19 protein-coding genes are annotated in these 21,085 nt (G+C 41.4%); 8 read left to right on the top strand and 11 right to left on the bottom strand.

What is annotated here, in order from left to right; all coding sequences use genetic code 11:
• Positions 1–18: 18 nt before the first annotated feature.
• The 5 genes from GBI66_RS09695 to GBI66_RS09680 form a co-directional block, all read right to left on the bottom strand.
• Positions 19–1,146 (bottom strand): helix-turn-helix transcriptional regulator, encoded by a 1,128-nt coding sequence (locus GBI66_RS09695; RefSeq protein ID WP_151715940.1) that lies wholly within the window; start codon positions 1,144–1,146, stop codon positions 19–21.
• A 184-nt stretch (positions 1,147–1,330) separates the two neighbouring features.
• Complete coding sequence (locus GBI66_RS19455) at positions 1,331–1,492, bottom strand: hypothetical protein (protein WP_005184220.1); 162 nt, start codon at positions 1,490–1,492, stop codon at positions 1,331–1,333.
• Between the two features lie 95 nt (positions 1,493–1,587).
• The gene (locus GBI66_RS09690; RefSeq protein ID WP_151715939.1) at positions 1,588–2,589 is read right to left on the bottom strand and encodes an SUMF1/EgtB/PvdO family nonheme iron enzyme; all 1,002 of its coding nucleotides are present in this window, start codon (positions 2,587–2,589) and stop codon (positions 1,588–1,590) included.
• A complete protein-coding gene (locus GBI66_RS09685; RefSeq protein ID WP_151715938.1) occupies positions 2,586–4,274 on the bottom strand; it encodes an arylsulfatase in 1,689 nt (562 codons plus the stop codon). The genes GBI66_RS09690 and GBI66_RS09685 overlap by 4 nt, the downstream gene beginning before the upstream one ends.
• Before the next feature lie 134 nt (positions 4,275–4,408).
• The gene (locus GBI66_RS09680; RefSeq protein WP_004652042.1) at positions 4,409–5,026 is read right to left on the bottom strand and encodes a rhomboid family intramembrane serine protease; all 618 of its coding nucleotides are present in this window, start codon (positions 5,024–5,026) and stop codon (positions 4,409–4,411) included.
• A 153-nt stretch (positions 5,027–5,179) separates the two neighbouring features.
• Between GBI66_RS09680 and nfuA the strand changes: the two genes are divergently transcribed.
• Positions 5,180–5,818 (top strand): Fe-S biogenesis protein NfuA, encoded by a 639-nt coding sequence (gene nfuA / locus GBI66_RS09675; protein ID WP_004652044.1) that lies wholly within the window; start codon positions 5,180–5,182, stop codon positions 5,816–5,818.
• Between the two features lie 225 nt (positions 5,819–6,043).
• Positions 6,044–8,053, top strand: coding sequence for a ligand-gated channel protein (locus tag GBI66_RS09670; RefSeq protein WP_151715937.1), 2,010 nt, complete (start codon positions 6,044–6,046; stop codon positions 8,051–8,053).
• Positions 8,054–8,087: 34 nt separating this feature from the next.
• Here GBI66_RS09670 and GBI66_RS09665 read toward each other — a convergent pair whose 3' ends face one another.
• Both GBI66_RS09665 and GBI66_RS09660 read right to left on the bottom strand, forming a co-directional pair.
• A complete protein-coding gene (locus GBI66_RS09665) occupies positions 8,088–9,095 on the bottom strand; it encodes a hypothetical protein (protein WP_151715936.1) in 1,008 nt (335 codons plus the stop codon).
• Between the two features lie 24 nt (positions 9,096–9,119).
• On the bottom strand, positions 9,120–10,136 hold the full coding sequence (locus GBI66_RS09660; RefSeq protein ID WP_005184202.1) for an alpha/beta fold hydrolase: 1,017 nt from the start codon (positions 10,134–10,136) through the stop codon (positions 9,120–9,122).
• Between the two features lie 233 nt (positions 10,137–10,369).
• Here GBI66_RS09660 and GBI66_RS09655 point away from each other — a divergent pair, with 233 nt between their 5' ends.
• Positions 10,370–10,984: a carbonic anhydrase gene (locus tag GBI66_RS09655; RefSeq protein ID WP_005145019.1), complete on the top strand. Its 615-nt coding sequence runs from the start codon at positions 10,370–10,372 to the stop codon at positions 10,982–10,984.
• A gap of 100 nt (positions 10,985–11,084) precedes the next feature.
• Positions 11,085–11,525: an AAC(6')-Ighjkrstuvwx family aminoglycoside N-acetyltransferase gene (gene aac(6')-I, locus GBI66_RS09650; protein ID WP_151715935.1), complete on the top strand. Its 441-nt coding sequence runs from the start codon at positions 11,085–11,087 to the stop codon at positions 11,523–11,525.
• Between the two features lie 25 nt (positions 11,526–11,550).
• Here the strand turns inward: aac(6')-I and GBI66_RS09645 are convergent, their stop codons facing one another.
• A complete protein-coding gene (locus tag GBI66_RS09645; RefSeq protein ID WP_005184194.1) occupies positions 11,551–12,180 on the bottom strand; it encodes an arylesterase in 630 nt (209 codons plus the stop codon).
• Between the two features lie 36 nt (positions 12,181–12,216).
• On the opposite strand from GBI66_RS09645, the gene GBI66_RS09640 reads away from it, so the two are divergent.
• Positions 12,217–12,921: an ABC transporter ATP-binding protein gene (locus GBI66_RS09640; protein WP_004801429.1), complete on the top strand. Its 705-nt coding sequence runs from the start codon at positions 12,217–12,219 to the stop codon at positions 12,919–12,921.
• Complete coding sequence (locus tag GBI66_RS09635) at positions 12,918–15,401, top strand: ABC transporter permease (RefSeq protein ID WP_151715934.1); 2,484 nt, start codon at positions 12,918–12,920, stop codon at positions 15,399–15,401. Before GBI66_RS09640 ends, GBI66_RS09635 begins: the two co-directional genes overlap by 4 nt.
• Here GBI66_RS09635 and GBI66_RS09630 read toward each other — a convergent pair.
• Positions 15,398–16,204: a rhomboid family intramembrane serine protease gene (locus GBI66_RS09630; protein WP_151715933.1), complete on the bottom strand. Its 807-nt coding sequence runs from the start codon at positions 16,202–16,204 to the stop codon at positions 15,398–15,400. The genes GBI66_RS09635 and GBI66_RS09630 overlap by 4 nt on opposite strands.
• 72 nt (positions 16,205–16,276) lie before the next feature.
• Here GBI66_RS09630 and mtgA point away from each other — a divergent pair, with 72 nt between their 5' ends.
• On the top strand, positions 16,277–16,951 hold the full coding sequence (mtgA, locus tag GBI66_RS09625) for a monofunctional biosynthetic peptidoglycan transglycosylase (protein WP_005184188.1): 675 nt from the start codon (positions 16,277–16,279) through the stop codon (positions 16,949–16,951).
• A gap of 113 nt (positions 16,952–17,064) precedes the next feature.
• Positions 17,065–19,143, top strand: a complete 2,079-nt coding sequence (gene ppk1 / locus GBI66_RS09620) for a polyphosphate kinase 1 (protein WP_151715932.1) — start codon at positions 17,065–17,067, stop codon at positions 19,141–19,143.
• Between the two features lie 50 nt (positions 19,144–19,193).
• Here ppk1 and GBI66_RS09615 read toward each other — a convergent pair whose 3' ends face one another.
• The gene (locus GBI66_RS09615; RefSeq protein ID WP_151715931.1) at positions 19,194–20,237 is read right to left on the bottom strand and encodes a nitronate monooxygenase family protein; all 1,044 of its coding nucleotides are present in this window, start codon (positions 20,235–20,237) and stop codon (positions 19,194–19,196) included.
• Positions 20,238–20,356: 119 nt separating this feature from the next.
• Entirely contained in the window at positions 20,357–21,058 is a 702-nt protein-coding gene (locus GBI66_RS09610) for a VIT family protein (RefSeq protein ID WP_005184177.1), read from the bottom strand.
• Between the last annotated feature and the right edge of the window lie 27 nt (positions 21,059–21,085).

The raw sequence follows: 21,085 nt of genomic DNA, 5'->3' as shown, positions 1-21,085 counted from the left end.
GGTTTTTATTTTCAATTTTTATAAAAGTTGCATTAATAGCTGTATCAACTCACTTTGGCGATGTGTTCGGGTTTTTTTGAAAATTGATTGCAGATGCTTCTTCACCGTATCTGCTTGAATTTCATGTGAAAGAGCAATTTCTTTGGTGGTTTTTCCTTCTAGAAGTTGCTCACATATTTTATGTTCAACAGGTGTAAACATAAACAGCTGGGTACAAATGTCTTTTTGATATTTTGGCTTCTGTTTTAATCCAGAGAAGGTTGCAAGTAAGACTGGGCGAAGGCCAAAAATCTTATGGCTTTTTTCTGGGCTGAGTAAATCTAGCGTTAAGAATAAGTGTTGATCGAGCAGCATGACTTTTGAACGTTTATGATTCGTCTGCTCTGGATTGTTTTTATAATGTCGTTCGAGTTCAATCAGATTCTGGTCAAATTGTTGCTGATGTTGTTCATTCAAAACAAAACGACGCTGTTGGATTTGAATCTGTTGGTGATCTTGTAGTAATTGCTGAGCTTCGGAATTGATCTCTAAAATATCGCCATTAAGGTTAATAATCGCAATGGGTTGGTTCATTTTTTGAATTAACTGTGACCCAAGCAGGGTCATGGTGGAATATTCAAAATGATGACGATATTGCTGAATCTTTTGTTGCACGATCGGCAAAATTTCATATATCGGCTGAAGTTCAGTACAGCTTAGTGCACCACGCTCAGGGCTAGTGAGAAAGGCAAGTAATACACAGACTTTATGATCATAAATGATTTGGATGGCTGAACAGAAGCGTAAATCCAGAGGCTGTAGCACCCGTTGGTATACTTGGGTTTGAATAATTTCATGTTCTTGAAAATGTTGAGTGCAATGCATCCATCCCTTCATTGGTCCCAAAAGCATTTTCTTTAAACGCGGATCATCATCTATGGCCAAGCGGATTTGGGTCAGTGCGGCTTGTTCAAGTTGATTGGAGTCAAAATTCACACCGTGATGGACGCTAAAGGAGAGTGCTTGGACTTCAAGGTCAACAGCCAACAATTGCGAAGCTTGCACATCAAAATAGTGATTCAGTTGCTCTAAGAAAATCATCCAATCATCAGCATGCTGAACTTTATTCAAGATATCCACGACTGGGCTGTGTTGGCTTAGAGTCATCTAAAATCCCATCGAAAAATAGAATATATTCCATATAGTTTATATGGATTTTAACTAAATGAAATTATTAAATTAAAAAAATGTGACTTCTTATGCAATTATCAGATGAAATGAGTATTTAAAGTTAAATCAGCTTTGAACGAAATATGCCTAAACGCAATAGCACGTTTAGGCATATTGGGGTTTAGCAGCGTCCTTTTTTGGCTTGTCCTGGAGGGCAGAAATCACCACGACCATCATGATGGTTGTCTGGATCAACAATTACGCTGCCATGTGGGGTATGTACGGCACAGGCTGATAAGCCGAATGTAAGTAAAGTGCTGAAGCAGAGCAGTATTATTTTCATCCTTGCATCCTATTGTTATTGCTTTCCCTTCTACTGTAAATCGATCAGTAGGTTTCAGCTAGCTGAAGGATGCAGGTTTTTAACATAGATTTGTATCATTCAGCTGTACGTAAAACCGTTCTAAATCCGACATGCGTTGCCGCCAAATCAAATTCTTGCGGATAGCGACTACTATTTCGATAACGGGCGCAAAAGTTAGAAGCACATAGAAAAGAACCGCCTTTAAGTACATATTGCGTTGCGGTGCTGTTTTGTTGACGTAGTTCTGCATAATTGCCCATGTGCTGATCATGTGCGCCGTGATAAACAGATGAGGTCCACTCCCAGACATTGCCAATCATATCGAACAGCTTAAAAGCATTTGCAGGATAACAGCCGACGGGTGCGACACTTTGAAAATGATCTTCAACCGTATTATTGAAAGGAAATTCACCTTGCCAATAATTGGCTTGTGGATGTTGATGGGCATCCTGTGGTGCTTGGTGTAAAGGGGTATCGGTTTTCGAACCAGCCTTGGCTGCGTATTCCCATTCTTGTTCTGTAGGTAAATCCCGTCCCAACCAAACGGCATAGTGTTCAGCATCATTTTGAGTGATATAGCGAACTGGTTCAGAGGGAAGAGGGGCTTGGCCTGCTATACCATTCGGTGTTTTCCATGTGTAATCTGCTTTTAGTTGCCACCATTGATTTGGGTTATTCACATCAGGAGAAAATACTGCAGCTTGTTTCTGTTTTTCCGCATCAGTGACATAGCCTGTTGCTTTAACAAAACTGGAAAACTGGGCAACCGTCACTTCGGTTTGATCGATCCAAAAACCTGCTACTTGGCGTTGTGGTTTGCCAAAATTCAGCTCATCAGGGTAGGCTAAGTTTGAACCCAATTGAAATGAACCTTTAGGAACCCATACCATCCCAGCGGTTTTACTGTTTTGCCATGCTTCGGGTAAACCAGAATACTGTTGGCATTGCTGCAATGAGCCCAGTTGAGTCTCGGTGCTGTTTTGTGTATGTGGATGAGTGGTTGTAGGTTTAACTTTGCTGCAGCCTGTCACAAGGGACAGGCTGCTCAGTGAAACTAAAAAGATAATCCACTTCATTTAAGGAAATATTCCTTAACACCATTTTGTTGGGTGTATTTGTTATAGACATCCACCAGCTCTTGTAACTTGGCAGGATTATCTTGAGCAAGGTTTTGTGTTTCACCTCGATCATTTTTCAAGTTGTATAGTTCCCAGGTTCTTGTACCTAGTTCAGGAGTACCTTGTAAAGCAATTTTCCAGTCTCCTTGACGTGCATATTTACTGCCATGTAATTCATCGGCAAAGCTAAAATTGACTGGGCGAATGGCTTGGGCTTTATTGTCGAGTACGGGTTTCCAAGAATATCCGCTTGGCGTATTGATTTGACGGCCTTTGTATTGACCTTGTGGGACGGCAATATTTGCGTAGTCGAGCACGGTTGGGAACACATCCAAGACTGAGGCAAAACCATGATGAGTTGCTTGGGCCTTGGTTTGGTATGGCAGTTTTACAATGGCAGGTGCGGTGGTTGCACCTTCACCCGCAGTATCTTTCCAGAGATGGAATGGTGCCGCGCTGACTTCCGCCCAACGTGGTCCAACATAGTGATAAGAGCTTGAAGTCCCGACGTTATTAACGCTGTTATCAAAACCTGCTTCGGCACCGTAATTGCCACGAATAAAACCTTCCGCACCATTATCGGAAACAAAGAAAATTAAAGTGTTGTCATATAAGTTATTACGTTTTAGATACTGAATCACTCGACCAATATTGGCATCCAGATTTTCGACCATACCTGCGTAGATTTCCATTCTGCGTGCTTCAAGCGCCTTTTGCTCGGTTGAAAGCTCATTCCACTTGCCATATTTTTGAGGTGCATTTTGCGTGGCGATTGGTTCTGCCGCTTTAAAATTTGCTGGAATTAATCCGAGTTGTTTTTGACGGGCTATGCGTGCATCGCGAATCACATCATAGCCAGCATCGTAAACACCACGATAACGATCACGATATTCAGCAGGTGCTTGTAAAGGCCAATGCGGTGCGGTGTAAGCGGCATAGGCAAAGAACGGTTTACCTGAATTTTTACCTGATTCTAGATAACTGATCAGTTTGTCGGTGAAATAGTTGGTGGAGAAGAAATCGTCAGGTAAGGATGAAATCGGAACTGGTTTACCATCTTCTGTATATGAGGCATTACGCTTGTAGGCGCTCGGTGCTTGTTTGAAATGTAGGTCTAAACCTTGCAATAGCGTAAATGAGTGATCGAATCCTTTGGCATGTGCGTTGGTTGCATCGGTCAAGCCTAAGTGCCATTTACCACTGATATAGGTTCGATAGCCGTTGTCTTTCAGCACTTCTGCAATCGAAAGCGAACGTTCATTTAAATAGCCCTCATAACCTGGTTGATTTTCGAGGTGAGGCTTATCACGTTTAAGCTCCGCCATTGCGCCAATACCTGCTAAATGGTGGTCAGTTCCCGAAATTAATTGTGAGCGGGTCGGTGAGCAGGTCGGGGCAGTATGGTAATCCGTTAAAATGCGACCTGCTCGGGTCAGTTCATCAATATTCGGGGTATGAATTTCCCCACCAAAAGCGCCTAAGTCTGAATAGCCTAAATCATCTGCCATGATGAATAAAATGTTGGGTTGTTTCTTGGTTTCAACCACAGTATTTGAATCATCGGAATCACTATTGCTGCAAGCTGAAATTGAAAGGCTAAAAAGTGCAATGGAGAGTGTGCTAAGAAGGCTATTACGAGACATTAGAATCGACTTAATTTTATAGAAGAATTATGGCGAGTTTAGAGAGATGATTTTTATGATAAAAATAATTAAAATTTAATTATTAATCTTAAAAAAAGAAAAGCCCCAATACAGGGGCTTATTTCCAAGATGATTTAAAATGGGATTTTGGTGAGTTGATTCAAGAAATGTGGAATGACCCGTGGCTCTAAAATGATAGTCACCACCACACCATAGGCAGCACCCCAGAGATGCGCACTATGATTGATATTGCTATTGCCGCGTTTACCTGACCAGATGCTATAAGCCACATATAAAATGGCAAAAATAATCGCAGGAACGGGAATGAAGAACACAAAAATCAAGTTCCAAGGCTGGAACAGGATATAGGCAAACAGTACCGCTGAAACTGCACCAGAAGCACCTAAGCTCGCCCATCGTGCATCATGACGATGTTTCAGATAGCTCGGTAGAATCGCAACAATGAGTCCGCCCAAATAGAACAAAACAAAGCCCATGTCATAGAAAAACTGACGATAGAAGCTTTCGATAATATTGCCGAAGAAAAACAGCGTGATCATATTAAACAATAGATGCGTCCCATCGGCATGAATGAAACCATGCGTGATAAAACGGTCATATTGCCCGCGTTGCATTGCAGGAGGCCAAAAGATCAAACGGTTCATCACCGCCTGATTGGAGAAGGCCAATAAGGAGATTGCAACAGTAATAATGATAAGAGTCACAGTGTGACCAAAGGGTAGATGTAACATATAGGTTTTAAATTGATCAGTGTCTAAGCAATAATGCCATTAAAAACTTAATAAACAATGTTCTTGCATAGAATTCCTACAAAAATGGTTGATTTTTTTTTATTACCCTCCATCTTCGGTTAATATAACGACATCAGCTTGAGGATTATTGTTATGTCGACTGAGAACACCAACACTGCTGTCGCAGAAGAAATTCCAAACCTTTTAATTACTCCATCTGCACAAGAGTATTTAGGTGATTTATTAGCAAAGCAAAATACCCCAGGAATTGGCGTTCGTGTTTTTGTAGAGCATCCAGGTACTCCACGTGCTGAATGTTGTATGGCATATAGCGCACCTGAAGAAGTGGTGCCGACAGACTATAAACAGGATTATCCTAATTTTCCTGCTTATGTTGATGCACCATCAATTCCGTATTTGGTTGACGCCGTAATTGACTACAACAAAGATCGTTTTGGTGGTCAATTAACATTCCGTGCACCAAACTCGAAAGTACCGCGTGTCGGCCCAGATGCTTCAATTGAAGAGCGTATTACTTATGTACTGCAATCTGAAATTAATCCAGGTCTAGAAGGACATGGCGGTAATTGTAGTTTGGTTGAAGTAAATAATGATCCAGAACATGGTTTAACTGCTGTATTGAAATTCGGTGGTGGTTGCCAAGGTTGTTCTGCGATTGATGTTACCTTGAAGCAAGGTGTAGAAACCACTTTAAGACAGCATGTGCCTGAATTACAGCGTGTAGTGGATCAAACCGATCATACACAAGCAGAAGGCGCTTATTTTAAATAATTGCTAGAAATTTACTGTATTTTTTAAAAGCCCTTTCGAGGGCTTTTTTATTTTTTAATCAAAACTGAGATGATTTTTCCTTATTCTATAAATAGATGTATGCAAAACAAAGTGAATTTATAAATAATAATAATTATCATTTTTATTGAGTTTTATTTGTTTTTTGTTAGAATTCTCATGAATTTTTAAGCAAATTTTAAGATTTTTTCTGAATCAGGTGGGAATATGTCCAATACAATCGTACGTCAATCACTACTCACAATTTCTGTGTTGAGCGGTATGATGACCGTTGCACATGCAGCAGAAACTCAAACCAATAAAGATGCAGTGCAATTAGACAAGATTGTTGTGACTGCAAGCGGCTTTGAACAAGATATTAAAAAAGCGGCAGCTTCGATTTCGGTACTGACACAAGAACAAATCAATAAAAAAGCGTATCGTGATGTGACGGATGCGCTTAAAGACGTGCCAGGAGTGGTGGTCACAGGTGGGGGCAGTTCAAGCGATATTAGTATCCGTGGTATGGGCAGTGCTTATACCGTGATTATGGTTGATGGTAAAAAAGTAAATACCCGCTCTGTACGACCAAATAGCGATAATTCGGGGATTGAGCAGGGTTGGTTGCCAAATATTGGTGCGATTGAACGTATTGAAGTGATTCGTGGTCCAATGTCTGGTTTATATGGCTCAGACGCAATGGGTGGTGTGATTAATATCATTACCAAGAAAAACGCTACTGAGTGGACTGGATCAATCAAGCTTGATACCACATTGCAGGAAAATTCTGAATCAGGTAATCAATATCAAACCAATGCGTATATTGCAGGCCCTTTGATCGCCAATCTCTTGTCTTTTAAAGCCAATGGCCTGTATTCGCAGCGTGATGAAGATGAAATCTATGGTGGCTATAGTAAGCAAAAAATTCGTGCGGGCGGGGCTGCATTTAGCCTAACACCGAACGATGATCACACTATTGATTTAGAATATCAACGTTCAATTCAAAATCGAGATGCAACGGTTGGAAAGAGCATTTCTCCAGTACAAACCGGACGAAACAAACCTGCTAATTCGCTTACTGATTATTATCGTACTGAATATAGCTTAACCCATCGTGGCAAGATTGGTGCTGTAGAGACGCATTCATATATTCAACGTGAGGAAAATGAAAATCCATCACGCAATATGGAAGCGACGAACACCACCTTTAATACCATCAATAAAATTAACTTTGATCGTCATAGCTTGAGCTTTGGTGGTATGTATTTAAAAGAAGAATTAGATGATAAAGGCAACCAGTTAAGCGTGGGTGGAGCGAAACCTGTTTCAAACCTTGATCGTTACAGTTGGGCATTATTTGCCGAAAATGCTTGGAACATTGTCGATGATTTCACCCTAACTACATCTCTTCGTTTAGATAAAGATGAAAAATTTGGTGATCACTGGAGTCCGAAAGTATATGGGGTTTGGGGACTCAATGATAATTGGGTGATTAAGGGGGGTGTTTCTACAGGTTATAAAACACCAGCACTTCGTGCCACAGTTGCAGAGTGGGGTCAAGCAACGGGTGGTGGTCAGAGTAAAGGCGTGATTGTAGGGAATCCTGATCTAAAACCTGAGAAAAGTGTTAACTATGAAGTTTCTTTCAACTGGGATGACTTGGATAGCCTGACAGTAGGATTGACGCTGTTTAATAGTGAGTTTAAAGACAAAATCACTGAGGTTAGAACCTGCCAGGGAGCATCTGGATCACTGAGTTGTGATTGGTTGGGTGAGAAGTTCGATTTTGTCAGCTTACGTGAGAACGTTGATAAGGCTAGTATGCGTGGTGCAGAGGCAACCTTTGGTTGGAAAGTCCTCCCTAATGTGAATTTGAGTGCGAACTATACCTTCACTGACACCGAACAAAAGAGTGGTGTGAATAAAGGCAAGCCTTTAAATGAAATGCCAAAACACATGTTTAACACTACGGCAGACTGGGAAATTAATGATCAGTTCTCAAGTTGGGGGCGTGTCAATTATCGTAGTAAAACCTCTGATTACTTGAGTCGTACTGCGATGGCGAAAGGTAAACCTGCGTATACCATGGTGGATGTAGGCGTAAATTATAAGCCAACACAAAATATCGCTGTTGCAGCGGGGATCTATAACTTATTTGATAAAGAGATTGATACAGCAACCTATAATTATGTACTAGATGGTCGCCGTTACAATCTTGGCGTGACGTATAGCTTCTAAATGACAGTAAAGGAAGGATAGGGCAGCAAATGCCTTATCCTTCCTTATTTAAGATTTGATTGACTGCTTCTGAATAATAAAACTTCTCTAAATACGCGCGCGCGCGTTGTCTTAAATAACCAGTTGTAATCACTTGCTGTAAAACAGGGCTAAGTAGATGACTCAGTTCATTTTCAATCAACTCTTCATCGATATTCAGATCACGCAATAACAGGTCAAAAGTTCGTTCCTGATTACGTGCATACCATGCATAGACGCCATCATGCACTTGCTGTTTCAGGTAAGGCGTTTGACGGATATATTCCCAAATTTCATGTCCCATGCCCACGGTCTTAGGCAAATCTTGTACTTCGACATAATTACGCAAAACTGATAAAGGCATGACTTTAATTTTATGCCAGAGATTGGCTTGAAAATGGTAGAGCTTATTGTCATTAAAATGCTGATTTAAGACTTTTTCACTCATTTGACTGATTTTTAAAATATTTTTTTGCAGGTAATGTCCAATTGTTTCATTTAGATTGGAATCAGTCACTGATTCTAAAACCGATTTCCCCATTTTCATAAAATGTCCAACACCTGGAACACGTTTAGACATCATAGAATTATCTAAATAATCTTGAATAGAATGCTGAATCAGTTGGGTAATCAATGCAGAAAAGGCCAGGTTGTTTACCACTGTTTTGATCAAGCGTTGGCGATGTCCACTCTTACTCGCTACATACTGGGCGATTGAGTCGATGGTCAGTACAGGAATAACATCTTCGATAGTGGTTTGATCATTAATGGGGTGAATCAAGGCAAAGCGAATGTGTTCCGCAATTTGTTCAATCAAGAATGCACTGGCAGGTGTGGCTAAAATTTGTTTTTCGATCAGCTCAAAGATTTGTTCAAATGACCAAATATGCTGTAGCTGTTGTAAACGCAACCAATGATAGAACTGTTTAAACTCAAGTTGAATGGTTTCTGCTTGTGCAAACTCAGCGTCAAGAAAATCAAGTTGAGCATCAATCAGTTGTTCTATCATGGGTTGTTTAGACATAAAATCTCAAATTATTCATCAAATTTATGGTGATGGCGCAGTTGCAGGTTTTTGCGCCTGAATCTTGCTTAAAAATGGTAAATATTGCTGAACCACCAATTGATCTGCTTCCAAGATTGGCATATGTCCAACATTATCCAAGATCACAGGTGCTTGCGCATTTTTCATCAGTGATTTTAACTCAGGTGCAACTTCAACATTGATAATTTTATCTTGTTTGCCCCATAAAATGAGCGTTGGCGCATCAATTGATCGCGCCAATAAGGCAAATGAGTCCGGTGTGTAGAGCTTATTCAAGGCAATGATTTGATCAACCATCTTTTGAGTTTGCTCAACCTGACCAATCATCATTTTCTCTTGGGCTTGAGCAATTTCCTTAGGAATGAAAGGTGGTGTATACATGGCTTGTTGCATTAAGAAATTAAAGTCACCTTTCTTACTCACAATCATGTTTTTCAACTGATTTGGATCTTTTAGGTAAGGGGTGGTGGCAGACTTATAAACACCAGCTGCATCAATCAAGAACAAACTTTTGGTTTCAAATGGATATTGACCTGCATACAGCATTGCAATTGAGCCACCCAATGAATGACCTGCAACATGCGCTGGTCCTGTGAGGTTAGCCGCTTCGACAAAACGACGCAATTTTTCTGTCACGTTTGGAACTGAATAATCAAAGTCTTTCGGAACTTGTGTTTCACCGCTGGCTGGCAGATCTGGAATAACCACGTGATAGTTTGCTGTGAGTGCACGTGCGACACGGTTCCAGTTGTCGCGACTCCCTGCTAAACCATGTATCAAAATGACGATAGGTTTTCCTGCTTGCCCACCTTCACTATACGACCATGTGATATCACCCACTTTTAAAGTCTTGGTTTGCAGACCAGCCCATGCACGTTCTTGTTGCAGAACATTCTGAAAGCTCATCTCAATTTCCGCAGCTTGCGTCGTGCTCATCGCAACTGTTGTGAAACTACATGCAAGTAACGCAGCGGTTAAGGTGTTACGAAAGGGGAAGGGAAATCGATTTCTCATGTTCATTGTTCTGTCCTTGATTTATTTTTAAACACATTGATTATTAGGGAAGACGCTACAGGAGTCATTTGCATAATTTACAGATGTATGGAAATTCTTGCCAATGAAATCATCAATTTTCTACGATTTTCTCAATGAAAAGAGTGCGAGTTTGATTGAGAGATTCTGTTTTTGTCAGTGACTTTCAAACAGGCGCACATTAAACTGTTTGCCTAGCTCAATCACAAATGGATACACGCATGCTCACCGCACAAGAAGCATTAGAACGTTTAAAAGCTGGTAATGCCCGTTTTGTAAAAGGAGAAGCAGTTCAACAAAAATTGTTGTCTCACCAAGAACGTGCCGAGATGGCAAGTGATCAAAATCCTTTTGCAATTGTTTTAGGCTGTTCTGATTCACGTGTACCCGCAGAAATGGTGTTTGACCAAGGTTTGGGTGACTTGTTCGTGATTCGTGTTGCAGGAAATATTGTTGCACCTTCACAGGTTGGAAGTGTTGAGTTCGCTGCAGAACGTTATGACTGTGCAGTTGTGGTGGTATTAGGACATAGTCATTGTGGTGCGATTCAGGCCACGATTGATACCTTGATGCACCCTGATCACCCGCCTTCATCTAATTTAATGTCGATTGTGAATCGTGTTCGCCCTTCAGTTGAAATTTTGATGCAAACTGAATTGAAAAATGATTTGAAAAAGCTTTCTGCACATGCAGTTCGTTCCAATGTATTTGCTTCAGTGAATCAACTTCGTCATGGTTCTGCCGTGCTGGAAAGCCTGATTGAAAAAGGTAAAATGATTGTCGTCGGTGCAGAATATTCGCTTGAAACGGGTGAAGTAACTTTTTTTGATTTTTAAAGCTGATGGCGAGTTGAGAAACTCGCCATTATTTTATCATTCATGCTTTATATCCATCGTTGATAAAATGTGGATGTTTCAATCAAAGAGCAGCTTTACTATGAATATTATGCCGATATCTGAATCACAATTATCAGATTGGCTAGCATTAAGAAGCTTACTCTGGCCTGATCATGACGATGTGCATTTATTAGAAATGCATCAGCTACTTAAACAAACCGATACTTTACAGTTATTGGCTTATACCGATAGCCAACAAGCAATTGCAATGTTGGAAGCATCGATTCGGCATGAATATGTGAATGGTACGCAAACCTCACCCGTGGCTTTTCTTGAAGGGATTTATGTATTACCTGAATATCGACGTTCAGGCATCGCGAGCCAGTTAGTTCAGTACGTAGAGGAGTGGGCGAAACAATTTGCGTGTACTGAGTTCGCTTCAGATGCAGCGATTGACAATACGATTAGCCATGCAATGCATCGAGCACTCGGTTTTCATGAAACTGAACGTGTGGTGTATTTTAAGAAAAATATCGGCTAAGCGGCATTAGCTTGTATACAGGCGCTTATAAAGCGCCTTTAATATAAGGATAGGCCACATTCAGCATAATTGGTTGTGCTTTGGCATTGGGGTGGATTTGATCATTCTGGATTAGATGTTTCTGCCCAGCCACACCTTCAAGGAAGAACGGCAACAGTTTCACTTTATATTGCTGGCTTACAATTTTGTAATTATTTTCAAAAGCTGTGCTATAGGCGGTCCCATAATTCGGTGGTATTTTCATACCAAACAGTAAAACATTGGCTTTCTGTTTTTGGCTTAGTTGTACCAATTGAGCGAGATTCTTTTGAATCATTTGTGGCGGTTGACCACGTAATCCATCATTACCGCCAAGCTCAATGACTACTACTTCAGGTTTATAAGTTTGTAATAACTTCGGAAGTCTTGCTAAGGCACCGCTGGTGGTTTCGCCACTGACACTTGCATTGACCACTTTGTGCTGTTTCGGATACTGTTGGTCTAGGCGTTGTTGTAATAATTGAACCCAGCCTTGCTTTACATCGATGCCATAACCTGCGCTCAGGCTATCACCTAAAATTAAAATAGTCTTTGCTGAAACCAGTGTTGGGAGCAATGCAATGGCAATGATTCCAACTGCTTTTGAAACTGACCAGATAACTTTAGATTTTTGCATCGTATTTCAAATTTGTCCTAAAGGATACGTGACATCATGCCACAACCGATTATCTCTGCCCAAAAAGTTACACAAAATATTCAAATCAATCAGCAAAGCCTCAGCATCTTAAAAGATATTAATTTAGACATCTATCAAGGTGAACAAATTGCCATTACAGGACGTTCAGGCTCAGGAAAATCAACCTTATTAGGTATCCTCGCGACATTGGATCGACCGAGTCTGGGCGAGTTATGGGTTTGTGGAGAAGCTGTTCATACGCTTACTGAAGAACAACGTGCCCGTGTCCGTTTAGAGAATATTGGCTTTGTATTTCAATCATTTCAGTTGTTGCCGCAGTTAAGTGCATTGGAAAATGTGATGTTGCCGTTACGTTTGCAACCAGACTTTAATTTCAAACAGGCAGAACAAAAAGCATTGGCATGGTTGGAACGGGTCGGACTGATTCGACAAGCGCAGCAAACGCCGAAAGTACTTTCAGGGGGAGAGCAGCAACGTGTTGCGATTGCACGCGCTTTGATTGCCGAGCCAAAAATCATTTTTGCAGATGAACCTACAGGGAATTTAGATGGACAAACTGCGGAAGAGGTTGAACAACTGTTATTTGATTTAAATAAAGAACTCGGTACAACATTAGTATTGGTCACGCATGATCAAAACTTGGCTGCACTTTGCCAACGCCATGTCAAACTCGCCGATGGTCAAATTCAGGAAATCGTCAAGTTGCAGGAGGGGGTATGAGTTCAGTCTTGAAACCCTTACTGTTACAAAGTTTTCGTACAGGGGGCTTATATCTGCTGATTATTGCATTGTCTTTGGCAATCAGTGCAACCACGGCGCTCAAGTTTAGTAATACTCAAGTCCAAAATGCGGTGGCATTACAAGCTGCCGAAATGCTGGGTGGTGATTTAGTCCTATCAGACAAGGACCCTATTCAGCCGAATTGGCTGCAACAGGCAGATGAACTGAAGTTAAAGCATGCTCCTGTGACTATATTTAGCTCAATGGCACATACCCAAGATCAATTTGTGATGGTGAATGTCAAAGCGGTAGATGCAAATTTTCCCTTGCGTGGTCAGTTGCTGATTCAACCCAAAGCACAGGCGATACAACCAGGAGAAGTCTGGTTAAGTCAGCGAGCGATGGATTTATTGCATGCAAAAATGGGGGAGCCACTCGCAATTGCCGATGGTCAGTTTAAGGTCACGGGCATTATTGAACGAGATTCTAACCAAGAGACAGGATTTTCAGGGTTCTCTCCGACGGTGATTATTCACCAAGCCGATATTGCTAAAACCAATGCGGTTCAGGTTGGAAGCCGAATTGAATATCGATTGCTGCTTGCAGCTGAACCTGAGCCAATCAAGGCCTATAAAAACATATTTAAACAATCTCAGAAAGATGAACAAGGTACTGATCAGGCCGCAGATCAACAGCTTGAAGGTGAGCAAAATTCACTGAAACTCAGAGATGCCAGTCAATCCAATACTCGTTTAATGAAGCCGATTGAAAATCTGGATACCTTCTTGCAGCTGGCTAATCTATTGACCATTTTACTTTGTGGTATCGCGATTGCCTTAACCAGTCAGCGTTATGTACAGCAGAATCAAGATCATATTGCATTGATGCGATGTTTGGGGGCGAGTAAGCGACAAATTTTATTGGCTTATACGGCCTTGCTTGGAATTGTCAGTGCCTTGTCGATTGTGTTAGGTAGTTTGATTGGGATTGCTTTGGGCTATGGTTTACTGCAATTGATGTTGCAACTGATTCCACAACTGCAATTAAGCTTCGCAGTCGTCGATCTACTTTACGCCTTACCGATTGCGATTTTTACCAGTGTAATGGTGTTGATTGGCTTTATTTTGCCAAGTATTTGGGAATTATTAAACACACCACCGATTCGAGTGATTCGCCAGCAAGAGCGTTCACGTAAGTCTTATGTGGCAATGTTTGCGATTGGTATTGTCAGTTTAATCATCTTTAGTTTGGTGCTCAGCGATAACTTACAATTAAGCCTGTTGGTGCTCACAGCAATCTTGTTGCTCTGTGTGATTTTGTATGCGGTGATTTGGTTGCTACTCAAAGCGATTAAACAACTGAAGCATCCTTTAGCGGCTTATGTACGGATTCCACACCAAACTGCTTTGCAGATCACCGCACTGGCTTTAGGCTTAAGCTTGATTACGGTATTGAGTGTATTAAGAACCGATTTACTGCAACGTTGGCAACAGCAATTGCCTGTGGGTACGCCGAACCAATTTGTTTATGGTTTACCACCGTTTGATATGCCTCAGTTTAAGCAACAGATTGAACAAAATGGTTGGCAATCAACGCCACTGTATCCAAATATTCGTGGACGTTTACTGAGTAAAAATGGACATGCCTTTTCGCCTGAGTTGGTCAAACAAAACAACTCATTACGTCGTGAGCTCAATCTGACTCAAGCCAGTCTTTATCCTAAAGACAATGTGATTACCAAAGGGGTTGCAAACTTTAGTAAAGCAGGACAAGTATCTGTAGAGGAAAAAACAGCGCATGAGCTTGGCATTCAAATTGGTGATCAGCTCAGTTTTAGTTTGCCTGAAGGGACCTTAGAAGCAACGGTGGTGAATTTACGGACGGTCGAATGGGAAAGTTTTAGTCCGAATTTTTTCTTCATCTTCTCACCCGAAACGATGGATGAAAATGCTGGCAGTTATTTAGGCAGCTTCTATTTACCACCTGCCGATCAGCCGAAAATGGTGCAATTGATTCAGCAATTCTCCAATACAGTCTTTATTGATGTTGGACGTATTCTTGAGGAAGTGAAGCGCTTGATGAATGTGCTCGTACAGATTATCACGGTACTCGCCGCATTGGTTGGCTTCTCTGGTGTATTGGTATTGATTGCCTGTTTGAATGTGCTGATGGATGAGCGTCGTAAAGAAGTCGCTTTATTACGTTCATTTGGTGTTGCCAAGAATAAGCTCAAACGTATGCTCAGTCTTGAGATTGGTTTTATTGGATTGTTGTCAGGTGTGGTGGCATGTTTGTTTGCAGAGGTGATTAGTGCAATCGCAAGTCACAGGATGCAAATGACAGTGCAATGGCATCCTGAAATTTGGTTGATCTTACCGCTGAGCATGATGATTATTTGTACTTTAATCGGTCGTTATCGCCTGAGCTACTTATGCGATATTCCACCGCTACAAAGTTTAAGAGAAATGAATCAGTCTTAAAATGTTGACTGATTCTGGCGCAGGATTTCATGCCATAATGGATTGATTCCTGTGCTTAAGGCCGTGCAATACCAATAAAATGAAGCAAGTAACAGCAATCCGACACTTAAAGCGATGATCTGGAATAAACCTTTGTTTTGTGTTTTTTGACTGAAATACCATGTTGCAGCTAATAAAGCTCCCATGATCATACCGCCGATATGTGCGGCATTATTAATGCCTGACACAGTAAAACCAAAGATCAGGTTAATGCCCATAATCATCAGTAAGGATTTCTTATCGAGCCAAAAACGCTGTTGTGGCAAAGGCGGAAATAATGAGACCATGGTCAACGCGGCACCAATGCCCATCACTGCGCCTGAGGCCCCAGCACTGATATGTGGAAGCAGTTTAGGATCAAACTGTTGCAACAGTTCATAACCATCACGAATGCTTAAATAACTTGAAAGTACACTTCCCATGAGGCCTGCAAGAAAATACAGACCAATATAGTAGCTTCGTCCAAAGAGTTGTTCGGCAACACTGCCAAAGATATACAGTGCCCACATATTCAGCATTAAATGGATCATGCCAAAGTGGAAAAACATGCTGCTGAATAAACGTTCAGGTTCACCTGTGAAGGTGAGTGGAGTAAAATCTGCACCCCAAGCAATTGCATCTACTGGGGCAGGGTCGGTAATATTCACACCTGAAAGAATTTGCCAGCCAAATAATCCGACATTGACTGCAATCAGTAGCGCAGTAAACCACCATGTTTGTATTTGCAATTTTTGATTGATTTGTGGTGGAGTCGTTTCAGTCATGTGTTTACGCTAGTTATTGATATAAAAAATAGCTTAGCATGAATTTGTTGCACGATGGAGTGATGCACTTTAATGAAAGCCTTTTTAGCACGCGCAGTAATGTTGATTATCGGCGTCATTCTACTGATCCAACTTTGGATCTTTAGTAGTTTGGTCTGGTGGCGGACACACCCTGTTGAAACCACGATGTTTATGCGTTGGGATTATTTAACCGACTTTAAGCCGATTAAACAGGAATGGCGTGACTACGATAATATTAGTGATAATTTCAAACGCGCTATTTTAGCGGGTGAGGATGCCAAATTTATTCATCACCATGGTTTTGATTGGGCTGGAATTCAATTTGCATTGGAACGGAATAGTGAAAAAGGCGAGCTGGTTGCAGGTGGTTCAACCGTTTCGCAACAACTGGCAAAAAACCTATTCTTATATAACAAACGCTCATTCATTCGTAAGGGCCAAGAGGCAGTTGCAACTTGGATGATGGAGCGAATGTGGTCAAAACGCCGCATTTTAGAAGTGTATATGAACTCGGTTGAGTTTGGTCAGAACATCTATGGTGTTGAAGCGGCAGCTCAATTTTATTATGGCAAAAGTTCGAAAAGTTTGACTCGGGAGCAGGCTGCATTTTTGGCTGCATTATTACCAAATCCTAAATATTACCAAGACAACCGCAATGATCGTAAGCTGCAATATCGCAAACGCGTCATCTTGAAATATATGAATGGTATACAACTTCCGCAATAATTCGATGAATTTTAAAAAAAGCCCAAAATTATTGGGCTTTTTTACCAAATTGACATAATTTTGCAGCATACTTAAATCATCACTTGATGAATGATAAAGCGACAAGGTTCGGTATGAATACTGCAGTGACGACAACAGCGCCCATAGAATACAGTTACAACGATCGTTATATTAATCGTGAAATTTCAATTCTCGATTTCCACCTTCGTGTACTTGAGCAGGCCGTCGACCCACTTCACCCCCTTTTAGAACGGATGAACTTCCTGCTGATTTTTTCACGCAATTTAGACGAATTTTTTGAAATTCGCGTTGCGGGAGTGATGGAGCAACTGACTTTAGGTAATGAAAGCCGCACGCCAGATGGTTTAACCCCTAAACAAGTTCTTGATCAAATTTCAAAAACCACGCATGCTGCGATTGAACGTCAATACCGTATTCTCAATGAACAAATCTTGCCAAAACTGCGTGAAGAAGACATTTGCTTCTTACGCCGTGGGGAATTAACGCCAGCACAATCGGCCTGGATTAAAAAGTATTTCCAAGAGCAAGTTGCCCCTGTACTGACTCCAATTAGTCTTGATCCAGCACACCCATTCCCACGCTTAGTCAACAAAAGCTTAAACTTCATTGTAACCTTGGAAGGGAAAGATGCGTTTGGCCGTCAGATTGATCTTGCGGTTGTACCAGCACCACGCTCATTGCCGCGTGTGGTACGTTTACCTGATGAGTTAACCGATGGCAAAGAACATCATGTAATGTTGTCTGCAATCATTCATGAACATGTCTCGGATTTGTTCCCTGGCATGACGGCAACGGGTTGTTATCAATTCCGTGTCACGCGGAATGCCGATTTAGCCTTGAATGAAGATGTAGAAGATTTAGCCAAAGCGCTCAAAGGTGAGTTAAGTTCACGTCGTTTTGGTCGTGCAGTTCGTCTTGAAGTGACACATAACTGTCCAAAGCATATTTATGAATACTTACTGGATGAGTTTGATCTAAACGAAGAGCAGCTCTATCGTGTTGATGGACCAGTGAACTTAGCGCGTTTATTGTCGAACTTTAAACGTCCACATTTACGCTATGACTCACATACCCCTGTCATTCCAAAAGCATTTAAAAAGTCTGAAAGTATTTTTGCTGCCATGCAGAAGCAGGACATTTTATTGCATCATCCGTTTGAATCATTTGCACCCGTGATTCAACTGTTGCGTGAAGCTGCGCGTGATCCGCAAGTACTGGCGATTAAGCAAACCCTTTACCGTAGCGGTGCAGATTCGGAAATCGTGCAAGTACTTGCCGAAGCAGCACGAAATGGGAAGGAAGTCACAGCAGTGATCGAACTGCGTGCCCGTTTTGATGAAGAGTCTAATATCGAAGTAGCCAACGTTCTGCAAGAAGCAGGTGCCGTGGTCGTATACGGTATTGTGGGTTATAAGACCCATGCCAAAATGATTTTGGTGGTGCGTCGTGAAAATAATAAACTGGTGCGCTATGTTCATTTGGGGACTGGGAATTACCATGCCACCAATGCCCGTATTTATACCGACTACGGTTTAATGACCACAGACAAAGACTTGTGTGAAGACGTACACCGTATTTTCCAAGAATTAACCGGTATGGGCAAAATGGCAAAGCCGAAAAAGCTATTGCATGCGCCATTCACTTTACATGCACAACTCATTAATTATATTGATGATGAAATTACCAATGCCAAAGAAGGCAAACCAGCGCAAATTATTATTAAAGTAAATGCCTTAACCGAAGTTCAATTGATCAATAAATTGTATGAAGCTTCGCAGGCAGGTGTGCAGGTTGATCTGATTATTCGTTCCATTTGTTGTTTACGTCCGGGCTTGCCAAATCTGTCGGAAAACATTCGTGTTCGTTCGATTGTTGGACGCTTTTTGGAACATACACGAGTTTATTATTTCAGTAATAATGGTAATCCACGTATTTATGGTTCGAGCGCGGACTGGATGGATCGTAACTTATTCAACCGTGTTGAAGCCTGTTTCCCGATTGAAGACCCTGCGTTGAAGAAGCGTATCTATCAACTCGGTTTATTGAACTATCTAAAAGATAATCAGCAAGCATGGTTGTTACAGGGGGACGGTGTTTGGGATCGTGCACGACCTGTAGAAGGTGAGGCTCCACACAATGCACAGCATACTTTGCTTGATGCGATTAAATAAGCCCAATAAAAAAACCGACCAGCATAGGTCGGTTTTTTTATTTAAAACATTCAGTTGGTTTTGATTTCTAACACCAGTTGATTCACCAGATCAGCTGCTTCCAGTTCTCTGATTTGTCCGACATTGCTACCTGCCCAAAATGCGCCATAACTAAAATCATGTTGTGCGCTTGCAACAGACATGAGTTGTTTCGCCAAATCATAGGTATATGGATAAGCAGGGACTTTGGGGCGATTAGGTGAATCAAGCTGTGTATGCCAAGTCCCCAGTAAGCCGCGGGCTGGTCGACCAGACAGGCTTGCACTGACTTGAGTAATGTTCTGGCTAAATAGAGCTTTACGGTAGGCTGCATTTGCACTTGAACTTTTACATTGTACGAAGGCGGTACCGAGTTGCACAGCGACAGCTCCTAATTTAAGTACGGCTTTCGCTTGATCACCATTCATGATTCCACCTGCTGCAATTACGGGCAATGTGCAATGTTGAGTGATAAGTTGTACTAGATCATAGGTTTTAATTGCAGCATCAAAATGTTGATTGAAAATACCACGATGCCCACCAGCCTCAATGCCTTGCGCAATAATGATATCAATGCCAGCGGCTTCAATGGCTTGAGCTTCAAGCAAATTGGTCGCAGAGACCATCGTAATAATCCCCGCATCTTTTAGTGCTTGAATTTGATGGGGATGTGGAATTCCAAAATGAAAACTCACCGCTTTAGGACGAGTTTCAAGTACCACATGCAGATAGTCATCATTGTCTAAAAAGCTAGGATAAATGCAATTCAGTTGTGTTGGGGGAGTTGCATCAAACTTCTCAAATTGAGGGCGAATATAATCAATCCATTGTTGTGCCGTTTCAGTATTCAATTCTTCTGATTGATGACAAAAGAAATTCACTTGAAAGGGCTGATCTGTCAGTTCTTGGGTTTTTAAAATCTGAGCTTTGGCTGCTTCTGGTGTATTGGCACCAAGACCTAAGGAACCTAATGCACCTTGATTAGAGACTTCTGCGGCAAGTTCTGGTGTCGAAACGCCTGCCATCGGTGCAAGTAAAATCGGATGTTTTATTTCTAATAATTGTAAAATTGACATGATGCTTTACTCATTCCATTTTTAACCACCTTAACGTAAAAACAAAAAGGCTGGCAAATAATAATCGCTATTTACTTATTGAATATAGAGGTTATTTTTATATTAAAAAATTCAGCTTTCTATATAGGTGTGACATTAAAGAGTGAGCCGACCCAACTAGAAAATGCCATAGCCAGCATGCCCCATAAAGTAATACGTAAACTTCCTTTGAGCATGGAGGTACGGGCAAAGTAGCTAGATAATGCACCCAGCAAGGCCAGTGAAATTACCCCAGTAATGAGTACTGAACGTGCTACCCAAGAACTTGGACTGAGTAAAATTGCCAACATCGGCAGAGCTGCTCCACAAGAGAACGACGCTGCTGAGGATAATGCGGCTTGGACTGGATTGGCTGCGGTGTTTTCATGAATACCGATCTCATCACGTGCATGTGCACCAAGTGCATCATGTTCAGTCAGTTGTTTAGCAACCTCATGTGCAAGTTCTGGATTTAGGCCTCGTGAGATATAAATTTGAGTCAATTCTTTGAGTTCAGCATGTGGATTTTTTTCTAGTTCTCTAGCTTCAAATCGGAGATCAGATTTTTCAATGTCTTCTTGAGATTTGACCGAAATGTATTCGCCTGCCGCCATTGAGGTAGCACCAGAAATAAGTCCTGCGATACAAGTAATTAATAAAGTATGTGAACTTGCGCCACTTGCAGCCATTCCCATAATTAGACTGGTGACAGAAATAATGCCATCATTGGCACCCAAAACAGCCGCGCGTAGCCAGCCAGAACGTTGTATCACATGCGGTTCAGCATGTTGAGAGTAGGACATAATGTGCTCTTTGAAATCGGTTGAACT

The organism is Acinetobacter sp. TUM15071 (assembly GCF_008980925.1).
GTDB lineage: Bacteria > Pseudomonadota > Gammaproteobacteria > Pseudomonadales > Moraxellaceae > Acinetobacter > Acinetobacter dispersus.
Note: the sequence above shows the minus strand (reverse complement) of the source record. Positions and strands in the feature narration are given on the sequence as shown.